Source organism: Nicoliella spurrieriana (assembly GCF_023380205.1).
Lineage (GTDB): Bacteria > Bacillota > Bacilli > Lactobacillales > Lactobacillaceae > Nicoliella > Nicoliella spurrieriana.
In genome coordinates, this window is record NZ_CP093361.1 from 271,219 (window position 1) to 288,315 (window position 17,097).

A 17,097-nucleotide genomic window follows, 5' to 3' on the forward strand; every position below is an offset into this window, starting at 1 on the left:
ACTATTTTAACTTGATATTCCAAGCAGGGATAAATGCTCCTTTGTAAGTCTTTTCAATATTCTTTGCGGTAGCAGCAGTTTGGTAAGCTTCAACGACCTTCTTTAATTCCTTGTTGTTCTTGTCAGACTTGTTAGTAGCAATAATGTTAATGTATGGTTTGGATTCTTCGTTTACCTTTTCCTTGATTAAGGCCTTCTTAGGATTCAACTTAGCATCCAATGCATAGTTCGTGTTAACAATTGCAGCGGTAACATCATCCAATGAACGTGCCGTTTGTGCTGCATCTAGTGGTGTAAACTTCAAGTTTAACTTGTTATCGTAAACATCCTTAGTTGTTGGGAATCCAGTTGGATCCTTAACCTTGATTAATCCGTAGTAAGCAAGGAGTTGAAGTGCTCTTCCTTCGTTCGTTGGATCATTTGGAAGTGAAATCGTGTCGCCCTTCTTTAAGTCCTTGATACTGCTAATTTTATGGGAGTATAAGCCAATTGGCGTTAACACAGTGTTTCCGATTGAAACAATGCTTGATTTGTGCGCCTTGTTCCAGTTATCCAAGAATGCTTGGTGTTGGAAAGCATTCGCATTAATTTCATGGTTTTGTAGCGCCCCGTTTGGTTGGGAATAATCACTAAATGAAACTAATTGCAAATTGATGCCTTCCTTGGCCAACGTTTTCTTAATTGGATTCCAAATCCGGTAATCATTTCCCATGATTCCTAATTTAACCGTTTTCTTGGAGTTTCCACAGGCTGCCAAAGTTAATGGTAATGTAACTAATAAAGCTAATAAGAATAAATACTTAATGAATTTTTTCATACTCAATCGCCCCTCAGCGTATAATTTTTAATGAAATATAGAAATAAACAAAAAAGCCGTTCCTAGACTATCGCTAGAAACGGCTTTTACCGTGGTACCATTCTAATTCAGCAAAAAATTACTTTTTTGCCCTCAACAACGTCAAAATAACGCGTGCAATTAATAATGGTTGCCACCCCATTGCTATTTAAATATCAATAGCACCAAATCACAGGCCATATTCACCATTACGAATCGATCTACTCACATTAACCGTAGACTTTCTGAACCATCGTTAACGACTACTCTCCTGATCACTTTGTTTATGTATCTCTATATCTCATTTATTACTTATTATTGTACAATCTTTTAAAATAAAATCAAGCATTTTTTAATTATTTTTTAATAATACAGGCAAATCAGCATAAAAAATGGGAATTTGAACATCAATTCCCATTTTGATTAATTAAACCGGTATGCTTTCACATCCGCTTTATGCTGCGTATTAAACTTGAGTTGATTATCAGTCGAGAGTTTTAAAATCGTGTAAATCTTCCCTAATTCAGGAATTACGACTTCAATTGAACTCTTGTCAATGTAGAAAATAAATTGCTTAGCAGGGTGGTCTAATCGATTCGAGATATCATTAGCACCGCTTAACTGACTAAATGGCTGTGAAATCGTAACGTTATTTTGTTGGTTCTTCTTTCCGTTAGAAAAGACGTTAACGTTCGTAGTGGTATCATTTTGCACCATGGCAAACACATTTTGTGAGACCGGCTTTTTAAAGGTGACCACAATTTTACTACTGGTATTAGTCCCCTTTAGCGTCAATCCATTACTCTTCTTTTTGTGATAGAAAAGCCGATTAGCTGGTTCCACCACCTTTTCATTCAACACCCCGTTCTTAAGGGTTAAAATCCGGGGTAACGTAAACGAGCCAATATGATAATTATTATTCGCCTTCATAAAACTACCATAACCACGGTCCCAATTACCAATCCAACCAATCATCATAATTTGTTTTCCCTGTGAATCCATTGGTTCGTAATTCGCAGCGTAGTCATCGGTCCCGTTATCAATTCTCCGCACATTACTACTACTATCGGCAATAAATAAGCCACTTGAATTAATATGGCCAACTTGATAGTAAAGGCCCTTGCCCCCTTCGCCACCATCACCACTAAAGAATAACACTGATTTTTCCTTATGGGTAGCATAGTCATAAACATTGCGAATTACATTCGGACATTCTAACATCCCTGGAGCATCATCGTTCATCTCAGGATCAAATGAAGCGCTATTTCCAATTTCAGTCCAGGTATTGGGCGTCCCCGTGGGGCTAGTAAAGGTGCCAATTTCGTCACCACCACTGTTAGTGGTCCCTTGGGCAATGTACATCACGATTTGTTGCTTATCTGGATCCCATAATACCTTGGGATCACGGAACGCGCCCCCTTGACTATACTGATTCATAACCGGCTCGTTTTGGGCTGGTTGAAAGGTAATCCCTCCATCAGTAGAGTATGCCTCATACACGTTTTGCCGCCCTTCGGTAAACCCGGTAAAGAATGCTAAAATGGCGTTCGCTGGTAGATTGGGATTCACAATGTGGCCATTTTGATTATTTAGCATTACCGAACCCGTAGCGACCGATTCCCAACCACCGGTGTTGCGTGGAATGGCCACCCCGCGATTAACGAATGATTTAAAATCGCGGGTTTGCACTAGTGACCATTCGGTACTACTGCCAGTATTTCTTTGATCATTTGAGAGGTAGTAGATGTTCCAAACATCGCCAACTTTGATAATTGACTGAATGTCATTCATAAAGCCATTCGGGATGTTGTAGTGATAACGCTGGGTAAATGTATTCTTATTTAACGGGTTCACTGCAGCCGTTTCAACATTACTAACCGCATTTTGATCAACATAGTACAGATTATTATTATACATGGTGGGGACCTTATTCTTAACCACGTAATCGGCCGTCTGGACCTGGGTGTTATCACCCCCTAGCGAAGACGTAACGTCACCATCGACCGGGTTATCATAAAGCTTTGCGCTAGCATCAACATAGGCATCACTGAATGATTTTTGTAACACCACCTGGTTGACGATGTTCGTTGCGGCCTGCGTAATCGCATTAGCGGCATTTTGCCCCAACGGAACTGCATTCATGGGGTCGGTCGAAATCGTGTTATTGGCCGCACTAGCTGAAGTTGAAAACTGGGCCGCTTGCTTACCATTCACTTGGCCAACGACCTGTGCCCCAGACGAAGCGGCCCGATCGACCTGTGATTGAGCCATCTGAATTGCATTTTCACCAAAGTTAAATGTCGGGACCATATTAAATGCTGATGCATGCACGGGTGGGGTCGCATCAACCTTTGTAGTACTAAAAACAAACACTGTAAGTGCAGCTGTTGACAGCATTAGCCACTTTAAGCTTCGATTGATTTGGCATCGATAGTTAAATTTCATCATTAAATCCCCCCCTTAAGTCATTTATTGATTATTTTGTGATTATGAAAATGGACTGGTCGTGTTCGTAGCGGTATTCGTGGTCGTTCCGCTCGTCCCGGTAGTCCCAGCAAAAACACTATTGGTAAGGGCGCCCTGCGGCAGAATCGAATTAGCAACCACGCTAGTCCGATTTCCATTGATATTGAGTAAAAAGCTTGGTGCAAACGTGGAATGCCCACCGCGTAACTTAGCATCCCCCGCCTTCGTCATATAACTAGTTACCACTAGGTTATTACTATTTGGATTATTAATCACGAAGTAGGAGTATGTGAAACGCCGGTTATTGGGGTTTAATTCGGTCGATGATAACACCACCCCACTCTTGCCGTTCAATGGTTTGTAAGGGCCGGTCAACTTATTGGCAGAAAAGCCGAGCATGAAGATGCCCTTCCGACTGATTGTACTCTTCAACATGTGGGTTCCACGGGTATCCGTAAATAGATACCATTTCCCGTTTTTCTTAAATATGTTTGGCCGTTCGGTCTCATCATCAACCCCGTTAAACGTAACTAATGGCTTCATGACCTTCTTAACCGTATAATGGTTGGTTAACTCTACAATTCCAATCGCGCCATTAGTGTATTGGTTTCTGAGTCCATTCCAAGTATTGCGGTTCTTGACCAGTTGTTTTTGCACTTGCTTTTGATACTTTTTACTCCCGCCAATATTAGCGTAATTATAGTTATTATTATCACTGTATGCCGGGCCGCCTAACTTAGTCCCAGTATTCCCCTCAAAGACTAGGTACTTATGACCGTTATCTTCAATGTAGTGTGGATCCCTAAGTGTAAAATCATCGGCAGTAAATTCCATTGCCTCCTTCTTGGTCTGATCAGTACTTTGATAGTACTTCCCATCACCAAAGAAGATGGTCTTATGGTCGGTAGTCGCATTGTGATCAATTTTTAGACCGTTGCTAGTCGCAGTGATCTTTAATTTAGCGGTCGCCAATGCCTGTTCATTGTACCCATTCCCACCATGGCGTTTTGCTCCAGAGAAGGCGGTATAAAATACCCGAACGTGGTTCGTCCCCTGAACAACCGTTGATCCAGACCACTCGTCAGTTTGCTTCTTTAGATACTTACTCTTTCCATCGCTACCATCAGTTTTAGACTTAAAGATCTTTCCACCATTATACCACGATGAAATATCACTGGTGTCAGTGCCGATTTTTTGATAGAACATGTAAATTGATGCCCCGTACTCAGCACCGTTTTCTTCATTGGTCTTAGGATCATTTGCCATTGCAAAGACCACGTGGTAGCCGTGGTAATTAACCAGGTTGCCCTTGCCGTCTTGAAGTGGCCAACTATCCCAAACGTCTAATTGGTCAGTCCGGTCCTTATGCAATCGATTCGTAATCCGGGCATTCGTAACGTCAGAAATCGCAACGTTCTTAAAGCTAGGCACTTGATGCTTAGTTAGTTTTGCAGCGGCTGGCACGTGCTTCATATTATAACGGGTATAATGATTCGTTCCATAGCTATCGCTAAATGTAACCGGCTTAGTCGTTAATTTACTAGCATCAACATACACCGTCTTACCATCATAATTAGCAGCCACCTTTCCTGAGGTATTATCAGTTTTTACGAGCACGTTATGGTCGGCAAGCTTCCCAGCTGCTGATGAAGAATTAGCACTCTGATAATAAGCCGTTCCCTTTTGGGCGTACTTATAACCAATGCGTGATAACTTGGTTCCTTGAACGTACCCCCGCTTAGTCCCGTAGGCGTTTTTATACGTGACCTTCATCCACTTAGAGTAACCACGACCCGTTCTAGTCACCTTAGAATTCCGCCCTAAATAGGAAAGCGGCTTACTATTTTTATCAGCCTTAGTGAATAAAATGGCCGAACTATTTACATAGTAAGTATTAGTAGAATATTTCCATTCGTGGTACCCATAAATACCACCTGCAATTAAAATCACACCTAGGAGTAATGCCCCACTGATCCAATATTTAAGATGGGCCATCCGCTTGTGCTGAGTTCTTTTTTGCAACTTCATTCATCTCCGTTAATTAAACTTATAAACTAATTAATATTAACACACAAAAAGCGTCGCTTCCCATTTTATATGTCAAAGCCACGAATCTTAATCTTTATATTTAATTGCTGTTTTTGATGAGTAATCGAATCAACCAATCACCATGAAATCGGATTAGTAATCATCATTTCCTTCAAAATCAGAATCCATCCAATCATCATTATCGATTGAATCTAAAACATCATCAGCTTCGATTCCACCATGGATTTCATTTGCATCATCATTCGGATCAATACCATCCTGAATTTCATTTGCATCATCTAGATCAATCTGGTCCTCTAATGATTCTAAAAGGTCCTCATGGTCATCAGCATCATCGATCAAATCATCAATTGCATCATCATCGATTTCCTCATCATTAATTTCCCCATCCGATTCCATATTGGCATCATTAGGCTCTAAATGCGAGGTTGGATTAGAATCAGCACTTAATTCTGCAAAATTGGAATGATCGTAAATATCAGTAATGGAATCCACTATCTCTGCATCGTAAAGCACCTGCCCTAGCGGTGTCGCAAAAATACTCGGTGCATTGCAATGCGGACATTCCAGAAACAGACTATCAAATTCAAGATTACAGCGACCACATTGTAATTCCATCATTATCTAACCCCTTTATAAAATCATTATATTGATATTGATTATTATAATTGAACCCAACTGATTTAAAAAGATACAAAAAACCGGTAAACCTCATTGAGTGGATTTACCGGTTTGATTATTATTTTAATAATCCAACGCGCTTGAAGACTTCATCCGCACGCCGAATGTGGTAATGGTAATCAAAGGCATCGTCAATATCAGCCTGTGAAAGGTGACTGGTGATATCCTGATTGCCCTCTACTAATTCCTTAAATGGCAGGCTCTCATCCCATGACTTCGCGGTCAATGGTTGGACTAAATCGTATGCGGCTTCACGCGTCATCCCGCTATCGATTAGCTTCAACATCACCCGTTGACTGTAAATCAACCCGTGGGTAATTTGCATGTTTGCCTTCATCCGATCTGGGAAGACGGTTAAGTCCCTCAAGATCCCAGTGAAGCGGTGCAACATGTAGTCCAATAGAATCGTGGTATCAGGCATAATGATTCGTTCAGCTGATGAATGGGAAATATCTCGTTCGTGCCAAAGTGGCACGTCTTCATAAGCAGTGACCATGTGGCCCCGAACGACCCGTGCTAATCCACAGATGTTTTCAGAACCGACCGGGTTGCGCTTATGCGGCATTGCAGAGGAACCCTTTTGACCAGCATTGAAGTGTTCTTCGACTTCATGCACTTCTGAACGTTGTAGTCCCCTAATTTCAGTGGCGAATTCTTCTAAACTAGTCGCAATCAATGCTAACGTCCCCACGTAGTCAGCGTGGAGGTCCCGTGGCAAGATCTGACTAGAAATTTCCTGAGCCCGAATGCCCAACTTATCACATACATATTCTTCCACGAATGGTGGAATGTTGGCAAAGGTTCCAACGGCACCGGAAATTTTACCGGCCTCCACTTCACGGGAAGTTTCTTCAAAGCGTTTTTGGTTCCGCTTCATTTCTGAGTACCAACGAGCAATCTTTAACCCAAAGGTGGTTGGTTCGGCTTGCACCCCGTGGGTCCGACCGATCATGACCGTATCCTTGTACTTAAGTGCTTGGGCAGCAATTACATCGATTAGTTCTTGAATATCTTTTCTTAAAATTGCGTTTGCTTGTTTAAAACGGAGGCCGTATGAAGTATCAACAACGTCGGTGCTGGTCACTCCAAAGTGCACCCATTTCTTTTCAGGGCCTAATGATTCTGATACATTTCTGGTAAATGCTACGACGTCATGATGGGTAACGGCTTCAATTTCTGAAATCCGTTTTTCATCGAACTTAGCATTCTTTTTAATCTTTTCTACATCTTCAGCAGGAATGTGGCCTAATTTGGACCAAGCTTCATCAATCGCAACTTCTACTTCTAACCAAGCTTTAAATTGGTTGTGCTTAGACCAAATTTGGCCCATTTCACTTCGTGTATATCGATCTATCATTAGCTAATCACCTTTTATATTAATTTCGATTTCACAATTATTATAACACATTCAACAAATAATTTTCGGAAAAAAAGGAATATTAATCTATTAATAGTTTAATATTCCTTTAAATCCGAACTTTGTTTTTTAAAAAAGACCGATTGTTCTTGATTTTTTCTTTTTTAATGGTAAAATCTTATAGGTTGCTTAAATTAATGCTAACCTAAAAAATTCTACGAGGTGTTTATATGTCATCAATTGTTATCGTTGGAAGCCAATGGGGAGACGAAGGAAAGGGAAAAATTACCGACTTTTTAAGTCAACGCGCCGACATGATTGTCCGCTACTCTGGTGGTGACAACGCCGGTCACACCATCGTGATCGATGGAAAGGAATTACACCTTTCCCTAATTCCTTCTGGAATCTTTTTCAATGATAAACTCAGTGTGATTGGCAACGGGGTCGTTGTAAACCCCAAGTCACTCCTATCTGAGCTAAAATATCTAAATGATAATGGAATTGATACTGATAACCTCAGAATTTCCAGTCGAAGCCACGTAATTATGCCTTACCATATCTTATTCGATGGGCTCCAGGAACGTTTAAAGGACGAAAAAATCGGAACCACTAAAAAGGGAATCGGTCCGGCCTACATGGATAAACTTGAACGAATCGGGATTCGAATTGCCGATTTAATTGATAAGGATACCTTTGCTGAGAAATTACACCAAGCCCTTAAAATTAAAAATCAATTTTTGACCAAGATGTTCAATGAAGATCCACTCGACTTTGATGATATCTTCGATGAATACTATGAATACGGTCAACAAATCAAAAAATACGTTACTGATACCTCATTACTAATTAACGATGCCCTTGATGCCGGCAAACACGTGTTATTCGAAGGCGCCCAAGGGGTTATGTTAGATGTTGACCACGGGACCTACCCATTCGTTACATCATCTAATCCCATCGCTGGTGGGGCTGCCGTCGGTGCCGGAATCGGTCCTAGTCGCATTAGTGAAGTGATTGGGGTTTGTAAGGCATACACTTCCCGTGTTGGAGACGGTCCGTTTCCGACCGAACTCCATGACGAAGTGGCTGATCGAATCCGTGATATTGCCCATGAATACGGTGTCGTTACTAAACGGCCCCGTCGAATTGGTTGGTTAGATGCCGTGGTCTTAAGACATGCCAAGCGGGTTTCCGGATTAACCTACCTATCATTAAATTGTTTGGACGTTCTTTCGGGCCTTAAGACCATTAAGATCGCTACTAAGTACGAAGTGGATGGGCAAACCATTGAAAACTACCCTGCTAATAACTCCGTTCTCGAACGCTGCAAGCCAGTGTACGAAGAACTGCCCGGCTGGGACGAAGACATTACCAAGTGTAAAACGGTTGATGAACTCCCGGTCAACGCACAGAACTACCTAAAACGAGTAAGTGAACTTGTCGGCATCAAACTGGATACGTTTGCCGTGGGCCCTGATCGTGACGCTACTAACATCATGATTAATGCCTGGGATACCGCTGACAAGCAATAATTGTTACTACACCTGTTGTTTTTATTTATGGAGGCGTTCAAATGAAAGTATTTGATTATGAAGACATCCAATTAATTCCAAGTAAATGTATTATTAAGAGCCGAAAGGAAGCTGATACTAGCGTTACCTTAGGCCCTAGAACTTTTAAAATGCCAGTCGTGCCAGCAAACATGCAAACCGTTATTAATGAAGAATTAGCAGAATGGTTAGCATCCAACGACTACTTCTACGTAATGCACCGGTTCCAACCCGAAAAGCGGGTCGATTTTATTAAAGACATGCAATCAAAGGGTCTATTCGCATCCATTAGTGTTGGAATCAAGGATAGCGAATACGATTTTATTGACGAACTCGTTAATGAGGGCTTAACCCCAGAATACATCACCATCGACGTTGCCCATGGTCACTCTGATTTTGTAATCAAGATGATCAAGTACATCAAGGAAAAAATTCCAGCTAGTTTCTTAATTGCTGGGAACCTAGGAACTCCTGATGCCGTCCGGGAAATCGAAAACGCCGGTGCGGATGCTACTAAGATCGGAATTGGTCCTGGTAAGGCATGTATCACTAAGTTAAAGACCGGTTTCGGAACTGGTGGTTGGCAATTAGCCGCCCTCAAGTGGTGTGCTAAGGCTGCTCGTAAGCCAATGATCGCTGATGGTGGTTTAAGAACTAACGGTGACATTGCAAAGTCAATTCGCTTTGGTGCTACGATGACCATGATTGGTTCCCTCTTTGCCGGTCACGAACAATCACCTGGTAGTGTTATTACCATTGATGGTAAGCAATACAAACAATACTGGGGTTCCGCTTCTGACACCCAAAAGGGTGAATACAAGAACGTGGAAGGTCGGCAAATGTTGATTCCATACCGGGGCGACATTCAAAACACCCTGCGCGAAATGCAAGAAGATTTACAATCATCGATTTCATACGCTGGTGGTAAGGATCTTTCTGCCATTAAGACTGTGAACTACGTGGTTTTAGATTCAGACGATTAATTCAAAAAAGCTCATCAACGTTATTTAACGTTAATGAGCTTTTTTGGTGGTGTTTATTATTAATATTAAACTAAATTTCGTTCAAAAGAACGATGACAACGAATTATCCAATCGTTTAGTATAAAATTCGATTAATTGTTATTGTTTCTGCTTATCTGAATTAATTTTACTTGGTCATTATTTAGCATAGGAGCGGACAAAATAAGCCCGCTCAATCAAGAGCAGGCTTATTGTATTTACCCTAAAAATGATATACAATAAGTTTGCTGATAGGTTAGCACAAAATAGTTACTAAAGTTGGTAAGTGCAACCTTGCACCTGTAACTTTAGCTATGCCAGTAGCTACCAACATGGTGTGTAACCAATAACTTGGTTAATTTAACCACCACCCGTGTATTTTTTAGGTTCGTGGAGCTTAATAACTCCACATACATAGTATACCATAAGTATTAATCATCAAGGGATTGCTTAATTGCAATCTCTTTTTGTTTAGTGCAATTTATTAATGTTTTTGATTGTAATCATGATTATAATCAAACTGCTCATATGACTAAATAATGGAATAAAGAAGCTGAATTAAATTACTTTTGTTCCATAGTTTTAAATGGAAATACAATCATTTATTCAATTCCTTTGAAAAACGAATTATGGATTCAAAATCAAATGAAAATTTTCAATGTAGAAATTCAAGAGAATATGGGAAGACTGTCACCTCTATCGCTAAATGAGGAAAAGATTGAAAAGTAACTTCGACTAAGAATGGCAACGTCAAGAATGCAGAATCAGGTGATTAATATCCGTAAGCAAGCCAAAGTAATTAAGTCCAAAATTAATGAAACTAATTAAATAATTATGAACTTCATGGTTTACAGGTATACAATATGAATCGAACGATTACTTGAGATAAATTACTTTTTGCAATATTTTAGCATAGGAGCAGAATGACTAATGAAAATCAAAAAATTATCTATCTATTCATCCATTTTATTAATAATAATTACTTTTATTACAGCGTATCATTTTAAAGTTAGTGCTAATACAAATTATCCAGCTACAAATTATCAGCTAGTTCTTTATAAGCACAAAAAGCAGACTAATAATCATATCAAAACTTTAAAATCCTATCATATAAACCCTAAACAATATATTTTTCAGGGTAACATATATTCGAAGAACTTAAGGTATATAAATGCTTACTTGAACCAAACAGTAGTGAATGCGGATAAAAAGAAATTAGTATACAACTATAAAACAAAAAGAAATTATACTTATTACTTCGTTAAATACAATCCTACTGTTTATAAATATGATCCTAATAATACTTCAGAAGCTTCAATTCCCTTTAGCGGTTGGGTTTTAGGAAGTAAATTAAAAGCCATCACAGGGATAAATGCCAAGCAAAATAAGGAAATTCTCAGTCTGTTCAAAGGAGCAATTCCAAATTCACTTTATCAACTAGCAGTAAATTATAGAAGTAAGGTTAGTCTTGCAACCTGGGAGAACGATTTTAGTATCAGTAGTATCACTGGTGATCAAAATACCACTTATATTGAAATAGCCCCTAGTAAAGTTAGTAAATATATAAAAAATAATTTAACTTATTTTGCTAATAAGACATATGACCAGTTAATTAATGGAAAAATCACTTATCAACAATATATTGCTTATAACGTTAACAACTATCAAAATTTATACAATTTAGGTGGAGTAAGTAATGGAATCACGTTTAAAGATTATTTAAACAACATTAAAAAATATAAATCTGATAAACCAACTAATAAATATAATGGTCAAAAAATTGGAATATATGCATATCCTAAGAATAGTAAGTTGTATGGAATCGCTTATATTATTATCTCTAATAAATAATACTAATGAAAGATTCTTTGTTGCTTAATTATTTGATCATATCTCAATAAATTGGACTAATTATAAGTAGTTTTAACCAATTTAATTCTGTCATTATATTGATGATTATGCTAACGATAAAGGAGCTGGTTAAAATCAAGTCAAAGGGAATTTATTTTGCATTAATATTATTTGCTATTACGTTGGTTTTTTATATAACATTTAAATTCAATCATGATGATGTAAAATCATCAATGGAAAAAACGGTTTACAAAATTATCAATAATCCTGAAGCCCTGAAAAGAGTAACAGATAAAACAACATATAAGTATCTTTTAAGCCATCAGAATGTTAAATTGAAAAACCTAAGTGATAATCAAGGATCAGGCAATCTTTACTATTATGTTGGTCAATACGGGAGCGGACGCGTTGAATATGAAGGATCGATAATAAAAAATAAAGTAACAATCAAAAGCATAAAATATCTAAATCAATCTTAAATCAGTTCCGAATCGGAATCAAAAGACAATCACTAAATCAATTCAAAAGCCCCACCAATGATATTTATCACTGATGGGGCTTTATTTTACATCATTTTACTTTAATAGTTTTCTAAGGCCTTCTGACAATGCCTCTAGCTTACCGCCTAGCACATCGTTCAAATCATTTGAAGGAACGTCTAGTTCACCAGCCTTAATAAGGTCCTGGGTGGCAATTACAAAGCCTGCAGTAGCTTCATCTAAGCCGGCCTTCAATAATGATTGCTTATATTCATCATCGGTTAGTGGCACTGGCGTAATTTCTTGGCCAGTGGCGGCCGTTAATTCATCAACTAGTTGGGTGTATGAAATTGGCTTGCCACCAAATTCATAGACTGCCTTAGGATCATCTGCAGTTAAAACTCTAGCAGCACCCGCAGCATAGTTTTCTTCACGGGTCCACCCCACCTTGCCATCTTCAGCAGAGTATGGGAAATCAGTGGTCTTTAAAGCCGCTTGAATCGTCATTAAGTCATTTTGCAAATACCAGTTATTCCGCATGAATGAGTACTTAATACCAGATTCCTTAATCCATTGCTCAGTCTGCTTGTGATCAGCTGATAGTGGCGATTTAGCATGGTCTGCATTGGGGAAACTAGTGTAGGCAATAAATTGCACCCCCGCCTGCTTTGCAGCGTTTACGACATTATGGTGTTGTTCAGCCCGTGGCATCCCTGCTCCCGGTTGTGATGATATAAAAATCAATTTATCAACACCCTTCAATGATTCGTTCAATTGATCAACTTGGGTGTAATCAGCTGGCCGAATGTCCGTTCCAGCGGGAAAAATTTGTTTAGCCTTATCAACATTCCGCACCAAGACCACAATGTCAGATGCGGGGACTAATGTAGCTAACTCCTTAAATGCGGTTTGTCCGAAGTGACCGGTCGCAGCGGTAATCCCATATTTCATAGTTCATAACTCCTTATTGTTTAAATTAGTGTCTTCATAATAACTTACTTTTTGTAAGAGTACAAGCTATTTGCACAAAAAAAAACGGCGAATCAGATCCGCCGTTTAGAGTCTTACTAATTTAATTAATGGTTAATCCTAAATCTTAGTACCAACCGTGGCTTTGCCAGAATGCCTTAGCAGCATCCCATGAACCGTAACGTGAAGCTACGTATGAATCAGCAACTCTTTCTTGGTTAGCAGCTGAGTAGTCACCGTTAAGGTATGATGAAGATAATTGGTACTTACCAACGTATTGACCGTTAGTAGCAGTGTATGAACCACCAGATTCACGGTTAGCAATCCATGCCTTAGCAGAGGAACTGTCACCTGAAGTAGCAGCAGTGGTTGCAGTCGTGTTTGAGCTAGCTGCAGTCGTAGTGTTGTTTGAGCTAGCAACTACGTTTGATTGGTTGTTGTAGCTTGATTGAGTAGCACCACTAGTTTGAACAGCTGATTGAGTGTTTGCAGTCGTGTTAGTAGTTGAAGCAGTGTTTCCGTTATCAGGTAGGGTTAAACTTTGTCCAACGTAAATAACTGAATTGTCATTTAAGTTGTTTGCGGATTCAAGGCTCTGTAAATCAACATTGTATTCACGAGCGATTGCCCAAAGGGTGTCACCTGATTGAACAGTGATTCTAGTGGAAGCATCAGCCTTAACGGCACCAACACCAGCAACAAATAATCCGGCAGCAACAGTAGTTGAAGCTAAAATTCTCTTTAAATTCTTATTCCGTAAGATAAAAATCTCTCCTTCTATAATAAAACATAATCTGGATATCGTTTCCTTGATATCGTTTTCTGGATCGTTTACATGAAAACAGCTAATCCGATTTGATTAACTGTGATGTATTCTACCCATTAGTTGTTACATGTAAATATCGTCAATGTTAAATAAACAGGGTGATTTTGTAAAAATGTAATCGTTTTGTAACAATGCACCCCTTGATAGCTGTTAATACTGATTATAAATCAGTAAATAATATACATTTTAGCTGTGTATTTCTGCATATTTTGTAATATTTCATGGTTTCTAAATGATTAAAATGCTTATTTAATCAGTTTCTAATTAATTCGGCTAACTTAAAAGTGTATATTTTATTTGAAGTTAACTAATTTAGCGTCATAATTCAAAAGTTCTAATCAATCACTATCCCTATTTAATGTAAAAATGATTTAATTTAAACTCTAAAAACAGGTAAATTTTGCTTGAATTAGCTTTATTTTAGCAAGTTTTGGTGGTATATTGTGAATGGATTAACAAGATTATAAATAATACAAAAGAGGTCCTTATAGATGAAAGCTGCTGTTGTTAGACAAACCCCCGATGGTTACGTTGATATTAAAGATGTTACCCTCCGCCCAATTAAGAATGGTGAAGCCCTAGTTAAAGTTGAATACTGTGGGTTATGCCACACTGACTTACACGTTGCTAATGGTGACTTTGGTGATCAACCAGGTCGAATCATTGGTCACGAAGGGGTCGGTCGAGTAATTCAAGTCGCTGACGATGTTGATAGTCTTAAAGTCGGCGACCGTGTCTCAATCGCTTGGTTCTTCAGTGGCTGTGGTCATTGTGAATACTGTCTTACTGGTCGTGAAACGCTTTGTCGAAACGTTTTAAATGCTGGGTTTACTGCTGATGGTGCAATGGCTGAAGAAGTCATCGTTAAGGCTAACTACGCAGTGAAGGTCCCAGAAGAACTTGATCCAGTGGAAGCCACTTCACTTACCTGTGCTGGGGTTACCATGTACAAGGCTTTAAAGGTGGGCCAAACCAAGCCTGGTCAATGGGTAGAAATCGTTGGTGCCGGTGGTTTAGGAAACCTAGGGGTGCAATTCGCTAGCCATGTCTTCGGTGCAAACGTCGTTGCCATCGCTCGTGGTAAGAACCTTGAAGAAGCTAAAAAGGTTGGTGCTAACGTTGGGCTTGACTACCGCGATGAAAACTTGGACGAAGAAGTCCGGGCTAAAACTGATGGTGGTGCCCATGTTTCAGTAATCACTGCGGTTACTCCGGTCGCATTTAACCAGGCCATCAATGCATTACGTCCTGATGGTCATTTAGTCGCCGTTGCCCTTCCACAAGGAAACATGGACTTAAGCATTGCTAAGACCGTTTTAGATGGTATCCATGTTGAAGGTTCATTAGTGGGGACCCGGGAAGACCTTAAGGAAACCTTCCAATTTGGTGCCGAAGGAAAGGTTAAGCCAATCGTGCAAACTAGAAAGTTATCAGAAATTAATGACATCATTGATGAAATGAAGAATGGTAAAATCGTTGGCCGGATGGTCGTTGATTTTACTAAATAATTAACCCATTGAAAAAGAGCCGCCCATTTGAAAAAATGGACAGCTCTTTTTTAGTTACTTTTTAACCGGGTGAATGTGCTTAATTCCGATCCCCGTGTAAGCGGAAAGAATCGAAAAGACCGGTGAAAATAGACTCACGAATACAAATGGCAGGTAGTGAATGGTTGGAACACCCAGGGCATTGGTAACAAATGCCCCAGCGACTCCCCATGGGATTAGATAGTTAATTACGGTACCCCCATCTTCTAGTGCCCGACTCAATGCGACCAGTGCAAGGTTATTTTCCGCAAACGTCTTCTTAAAGGCATTCGCTGGTAAAATAATCGACAGGTACTGTTCACCAATAAAGATGTTGACCCCAATACAGGTTGCAATGACGGTCGTAATGATATTACCATCCGACTTTAGCCGATCGGTCAATGGTTTAATCACTGCATCCACGATGCCCAGGTGCATTAAAATGCCCCCGAGTGCCAATGCCACAAAAATCAATGACATCGTGCTCATCATCCCGGCAATCCCACCTCGGGATAATAATGCGTCTACTTGGGGGTTCTTAGTATGGGCAACGTAGCCACTTTGAATCACGTTGTTCAATTTAACCAGGTTTAATTCTGGATTTTGAATCATCCCGATAATTGATGAAACCACAATGTTGATAAATAACGTGGGAATAGTGGGAATCTTAGACCACGCACATATGAATAGTAATAACACTGGAATTAGGGCCCACGGTGTAATTGCAAAATTTTGGTGCAACGTCATTACGGTTCCTTGGATCCGGTCTAAATCAGCATGCCCGTTCCCTTGACTCATTAGTGCGTATAGAATAAATGCTACCACACTAGCTGGTAACGTTGACCACATGATATTTCTAATGTGAGTAATTAAATCAGCATTTGCAACGGCGGCCGAAAGGTTATTGGTTGCTGATAATGGGGATGATTTATCCCCGAAGACAGCCCCGGATAGAATTGCCCCAGCCACCATGGCTGGATTAATGCCCATCGTTAACCCAATCCCCATGAATGCGATGCCGAGCGTTGAAATAATCGTAAAGGCACTTCCGATAATCGAGCCCACTAGTGCACACACCACAAATACGGATGGCAAGAACCAGCGAATGCTAATTAAATTAAACCCAAATACCATTAAACTAGGAATAATGCCCGTGGCAATCCAGACCCCGATAAGGGCTCCGATTAACAGGAAGATAAATAACGGGATGATGCCATTTTTAATCCCGATCGTGAAACTTCCGTGAATATCATCCCACGAAAAGCCGCGTAACTTGGCCCAAAAAATCAATAGCATGATGCCGATTAAAATGGGCACTTCAGGGCTAATTTTCAATCCGATGATGCCGGCTGCCATAATCGCTAGTAACACCACCAGGACTAATACGCCCTCCTTCAAACTAATTTTTGGTCGCTGTTCATTCATAAAATCCAAATCCTTTCTATCATGTAGACAAACAAAAAGTCCCAATTACACCTAAATGTAATTGGGACGACTTTTATACCGTGGT

Annotated in this window: 13 protein-coding genes and 1 other annotated feature; of the genes, 5 read left to right on the plus strand and 8 right to left on the minus strand. The window is 39.7% G+C overall.

The window, feature by feature from the left end:
- Position 1 precedes the first annotated feature (1 nt).
- The 5 genes from MOO44_RS02885 to purB all read right to left on the minus strand — a co-directional run bounded on the left by MOO44_RS02885 (position 2) and on the right by purB (position 7,388).
- Positions 2–817, minus strand: coding sequence for a MetQ/NlpA family ABC transporter substrate-binding protein (locus MOO44_RS02885; RefSeq protein WP_260116925.1), 816 nt, complete (start codon positions 815–817; stop codon positions 2–4).
- Positions 818–889: 72 nt separating this feature from the next.
- Positions 890–1,123: a binding site (T-box leader), on the minus strand.
- A gap of 135 nt (positions 1,124–1,258) precedes the next feature.
- Entirely contained in the window at positions 1,259–3,283 is a 2,025-nt protein-coding gene (locus MOO44_RS02890) for a glycoside hydrolase family protein (RefSeq protein WP_260116926.1), read from the minus strand.
- 39 nt (positions 3,284–3,322) lie between these two features.
- Complete coding sequence (locus MOO44_RS02895; RefSeq protein WP_260116927.1) at positions 3,323–5,323, minus strand: glycoside hydrolase family 68 protein; 2,001 nt, start codon at positions 5,321–5,323, stop codon at positions 3,323–3,325.
- 159 nt (positions 5,324–5,482) lie between these two features.
- Complete coding sequence (locus MOO44_RS02900; protein ID WP_260116928.1) at positions 5,483–5,971, minus strand: hypothetical protein; 489 nt, start codon at positions 5,969–5,971, stop codon at positions 5,483–5,485.
- 118 nt (positions 5,972–6,089) lie between these two features.
- Positions 6,090–7,388, minus strand: coding sequence for an adenylosuccinate lyase (gene purB / locus MOO44_RS02905; protein ID WP_260116929.1), 1,299 nt, complete (start codon positions 7,386–7,388; stop codon positions 6,090–6,092).
- Positions 7,389–7,618: 230 nt separating this feature from the next.
- Here purB and MOO44_RS02910 point away from each other — a divergent pair, with 230 nt between their 5' ends.
- The 4 genes from MOO44_RS02910 (at position 7,619) to MOO44_RS02925 (ending at position 12,266) form a co-directional block, all read left to right on the plus strand.
- Entirely contained in the window at positions 7,619–8,917 is a 1,299-nt protein-coding gene (locus tag MOO44_RS02910) for an adenylosuccinate synthase (RefSeq protein WP_260116930.1), read from the plus strand.
- Between the two features lie 41 nt (positions 8,918–8,958).
- Positions 8,959–9,918, plus strand: a complete 960-nt coding sequence (locus MOO44_RS02915) for a GMP reductase (RefSeq protein WP_260116931.1) — start codon at positions 8,959–8,961, stop codon at positions 9,916–9,918.
- 948 nt (positions 9,919–10,866) lie between these two features.
- Entirely contained in the window at positions 10,867–11,787 is a 921-nt protein-coding gene (locus MOO44_RS02920) for a hypothetical protein (RefSeq protein ID WP_260116932.1), read from the plus strand.
- 233 nt (positions 11,788–12,020) lie between these two features.
- The gene (locus tag MOO44_RS02925) at positions 12,021–12,266 is read left to right on the plus strand and encodes a hypothetical protein (RefSeq protein ID WP_260116933.1); all 246 of its coding nucleotides are present in this window, start codon (positions 12,021–12,023) and stop codon (positions 12,264–12,266) included.
- A gap of 96 nt (positions 12,267–12,362) precedes the next feature.
- Here MOO44_RS02925 and MOO44_RS02930 read toward each other — a convergent pair whose 3' ends face one another.
- On the minus strand, positions 12,363–13,217 hold the full coding sequence (locus MOO44_RS02930) for an SDR family oxidoreductase (protein WP_260116934.1): 855 nt from the start codon (positions 13,215–13,217) through the stop codon (positions 12,363–12,365).
- A gap of 145 nt (positions 13,218–13,362) precedes the next feature.
- Complete coding sequence (gene apf, locus MOO44_RS08715; protein WP_480241887.1) at positions 13,363–14,085, minus strand: aggregation-promoting factor; 723 nt, start codon at positions 14,083–14,085, stop codon at positions 13,363–13,365.
- 467 nt (positions 14,086–14,552) lie between these two features.
- Here apf and adhP point away from each other — a divergent pair, with 467 nt between their 5' ends.
- Positions 14,553–15,569 carry an alcohol dehydrogenase AdhP gene (gene adhP / locus MOO44_RS02940; protein WP_260116935.1) on the plus strand — a complete coding sequence of 339 codons (1,017 nt, stop codon included), beginning with the start codon at positions 14,553–14,555 and terminating at the stop codon, positions 15,567–15,569.
- A gap of 54 nt (positions 15,570–15,623) precedes the next feature.
- On the opposite strand, the gene nhaC is transcribed toward adhP, so the two are convergent.
- Entirely contained in the window at positions 15,624–17,012 is a 1,389-nt protein-coding gene (nhaC, locus tag MOO44_RS02945) for a Na+/H+ antiporter NhaC (protein ID WP_260116936.1), read from the minus strand.
- Positions 17,013–17,097: the final 85 nt, after the last annotated feature.

What these genes read in the sequence shown, in the direction of transcription:
- MOO44_RS02885 (WP_260116925.1), bottom strand. Translation starts at nt 817, where the DNA reads ATGAAAAAATTCATTAAGTATTTATTCTTATTAGCTTTATTAGTTACA.
- MOO44_RS02890 (WP_260116926.1), bottom strand. Translation starts at nt 3,283, where the DNA reads ATGATGAAATTTAACTATCGATGCCAAATCAATCGAAGCTTAAAGTGG.
- MOO44_RS02900 (WP_260116928.1), bottom strand. Translation starts at nt 5,971, where the DNA reads ATGATGGAATTACAATGTGGTCGCTGTAATCTTGAATTTGATAGTCTG.
- purB (WP_260116929.1), bottom strand. Translation starts at nt 7,388, where the DNA reads ATGATAGATCGATATACACGAAGTGAAATGGGCCAAATTTGGTCTAAG.
- MOO44_RS02910 (WP_260116930.1), top strand. Translation starts at nt 7,619, where the DNA reads ATGTCATCAATTGTTATCGTTGGAAGCCAATGGGGAGACGAAGGAAAG.
- MOO44_RS02915 (WP_260116931.1), top strand. Translation starts at nt 8,959, where the DNA reads ATGAAAGTATTTGATTATGAAGACATCCAATTAATTCCAAGTAAATGT.
- MOO44_RS02920 (WP_260116932.1), top strand. Translation starts at nt 10,867, where the DNA reads ATGAAAATCAAAAAATTATCTATCTATTCATCCATTTTATTAATAATA.
- MOO44_RS02925 (WP_260116933.1), top strand. Translation starts at nt 12,021, where the DNA reads ATGGAAAAAACGGTTTACAAAATTATCAATAATCCTGAAGCCCTGAAA.
- MOO44_RS02930 (WP_260116934.1), bottom strand. Translation starts at nt 13,217, where the DNA reads ATGAAATATGGGATTACCGCTGCGACCGGTCACTTCGGACAAACCGCA.
- adhP (WP_260116935.1), top strand. Translation starts at nt 14,553, where the DNA reads ATGAAAGCTGCTGTTGTTAGACAAACCCCCGATGGTTACGTTGATATT.
- nhaC (WP_260116936.1), bottom strand. Translation starts at nt 17,012, where the DNA reads ATGAATGAACAGCGACCAAAAATTAGTTTGAAGGAGGGCGTATTAGTC.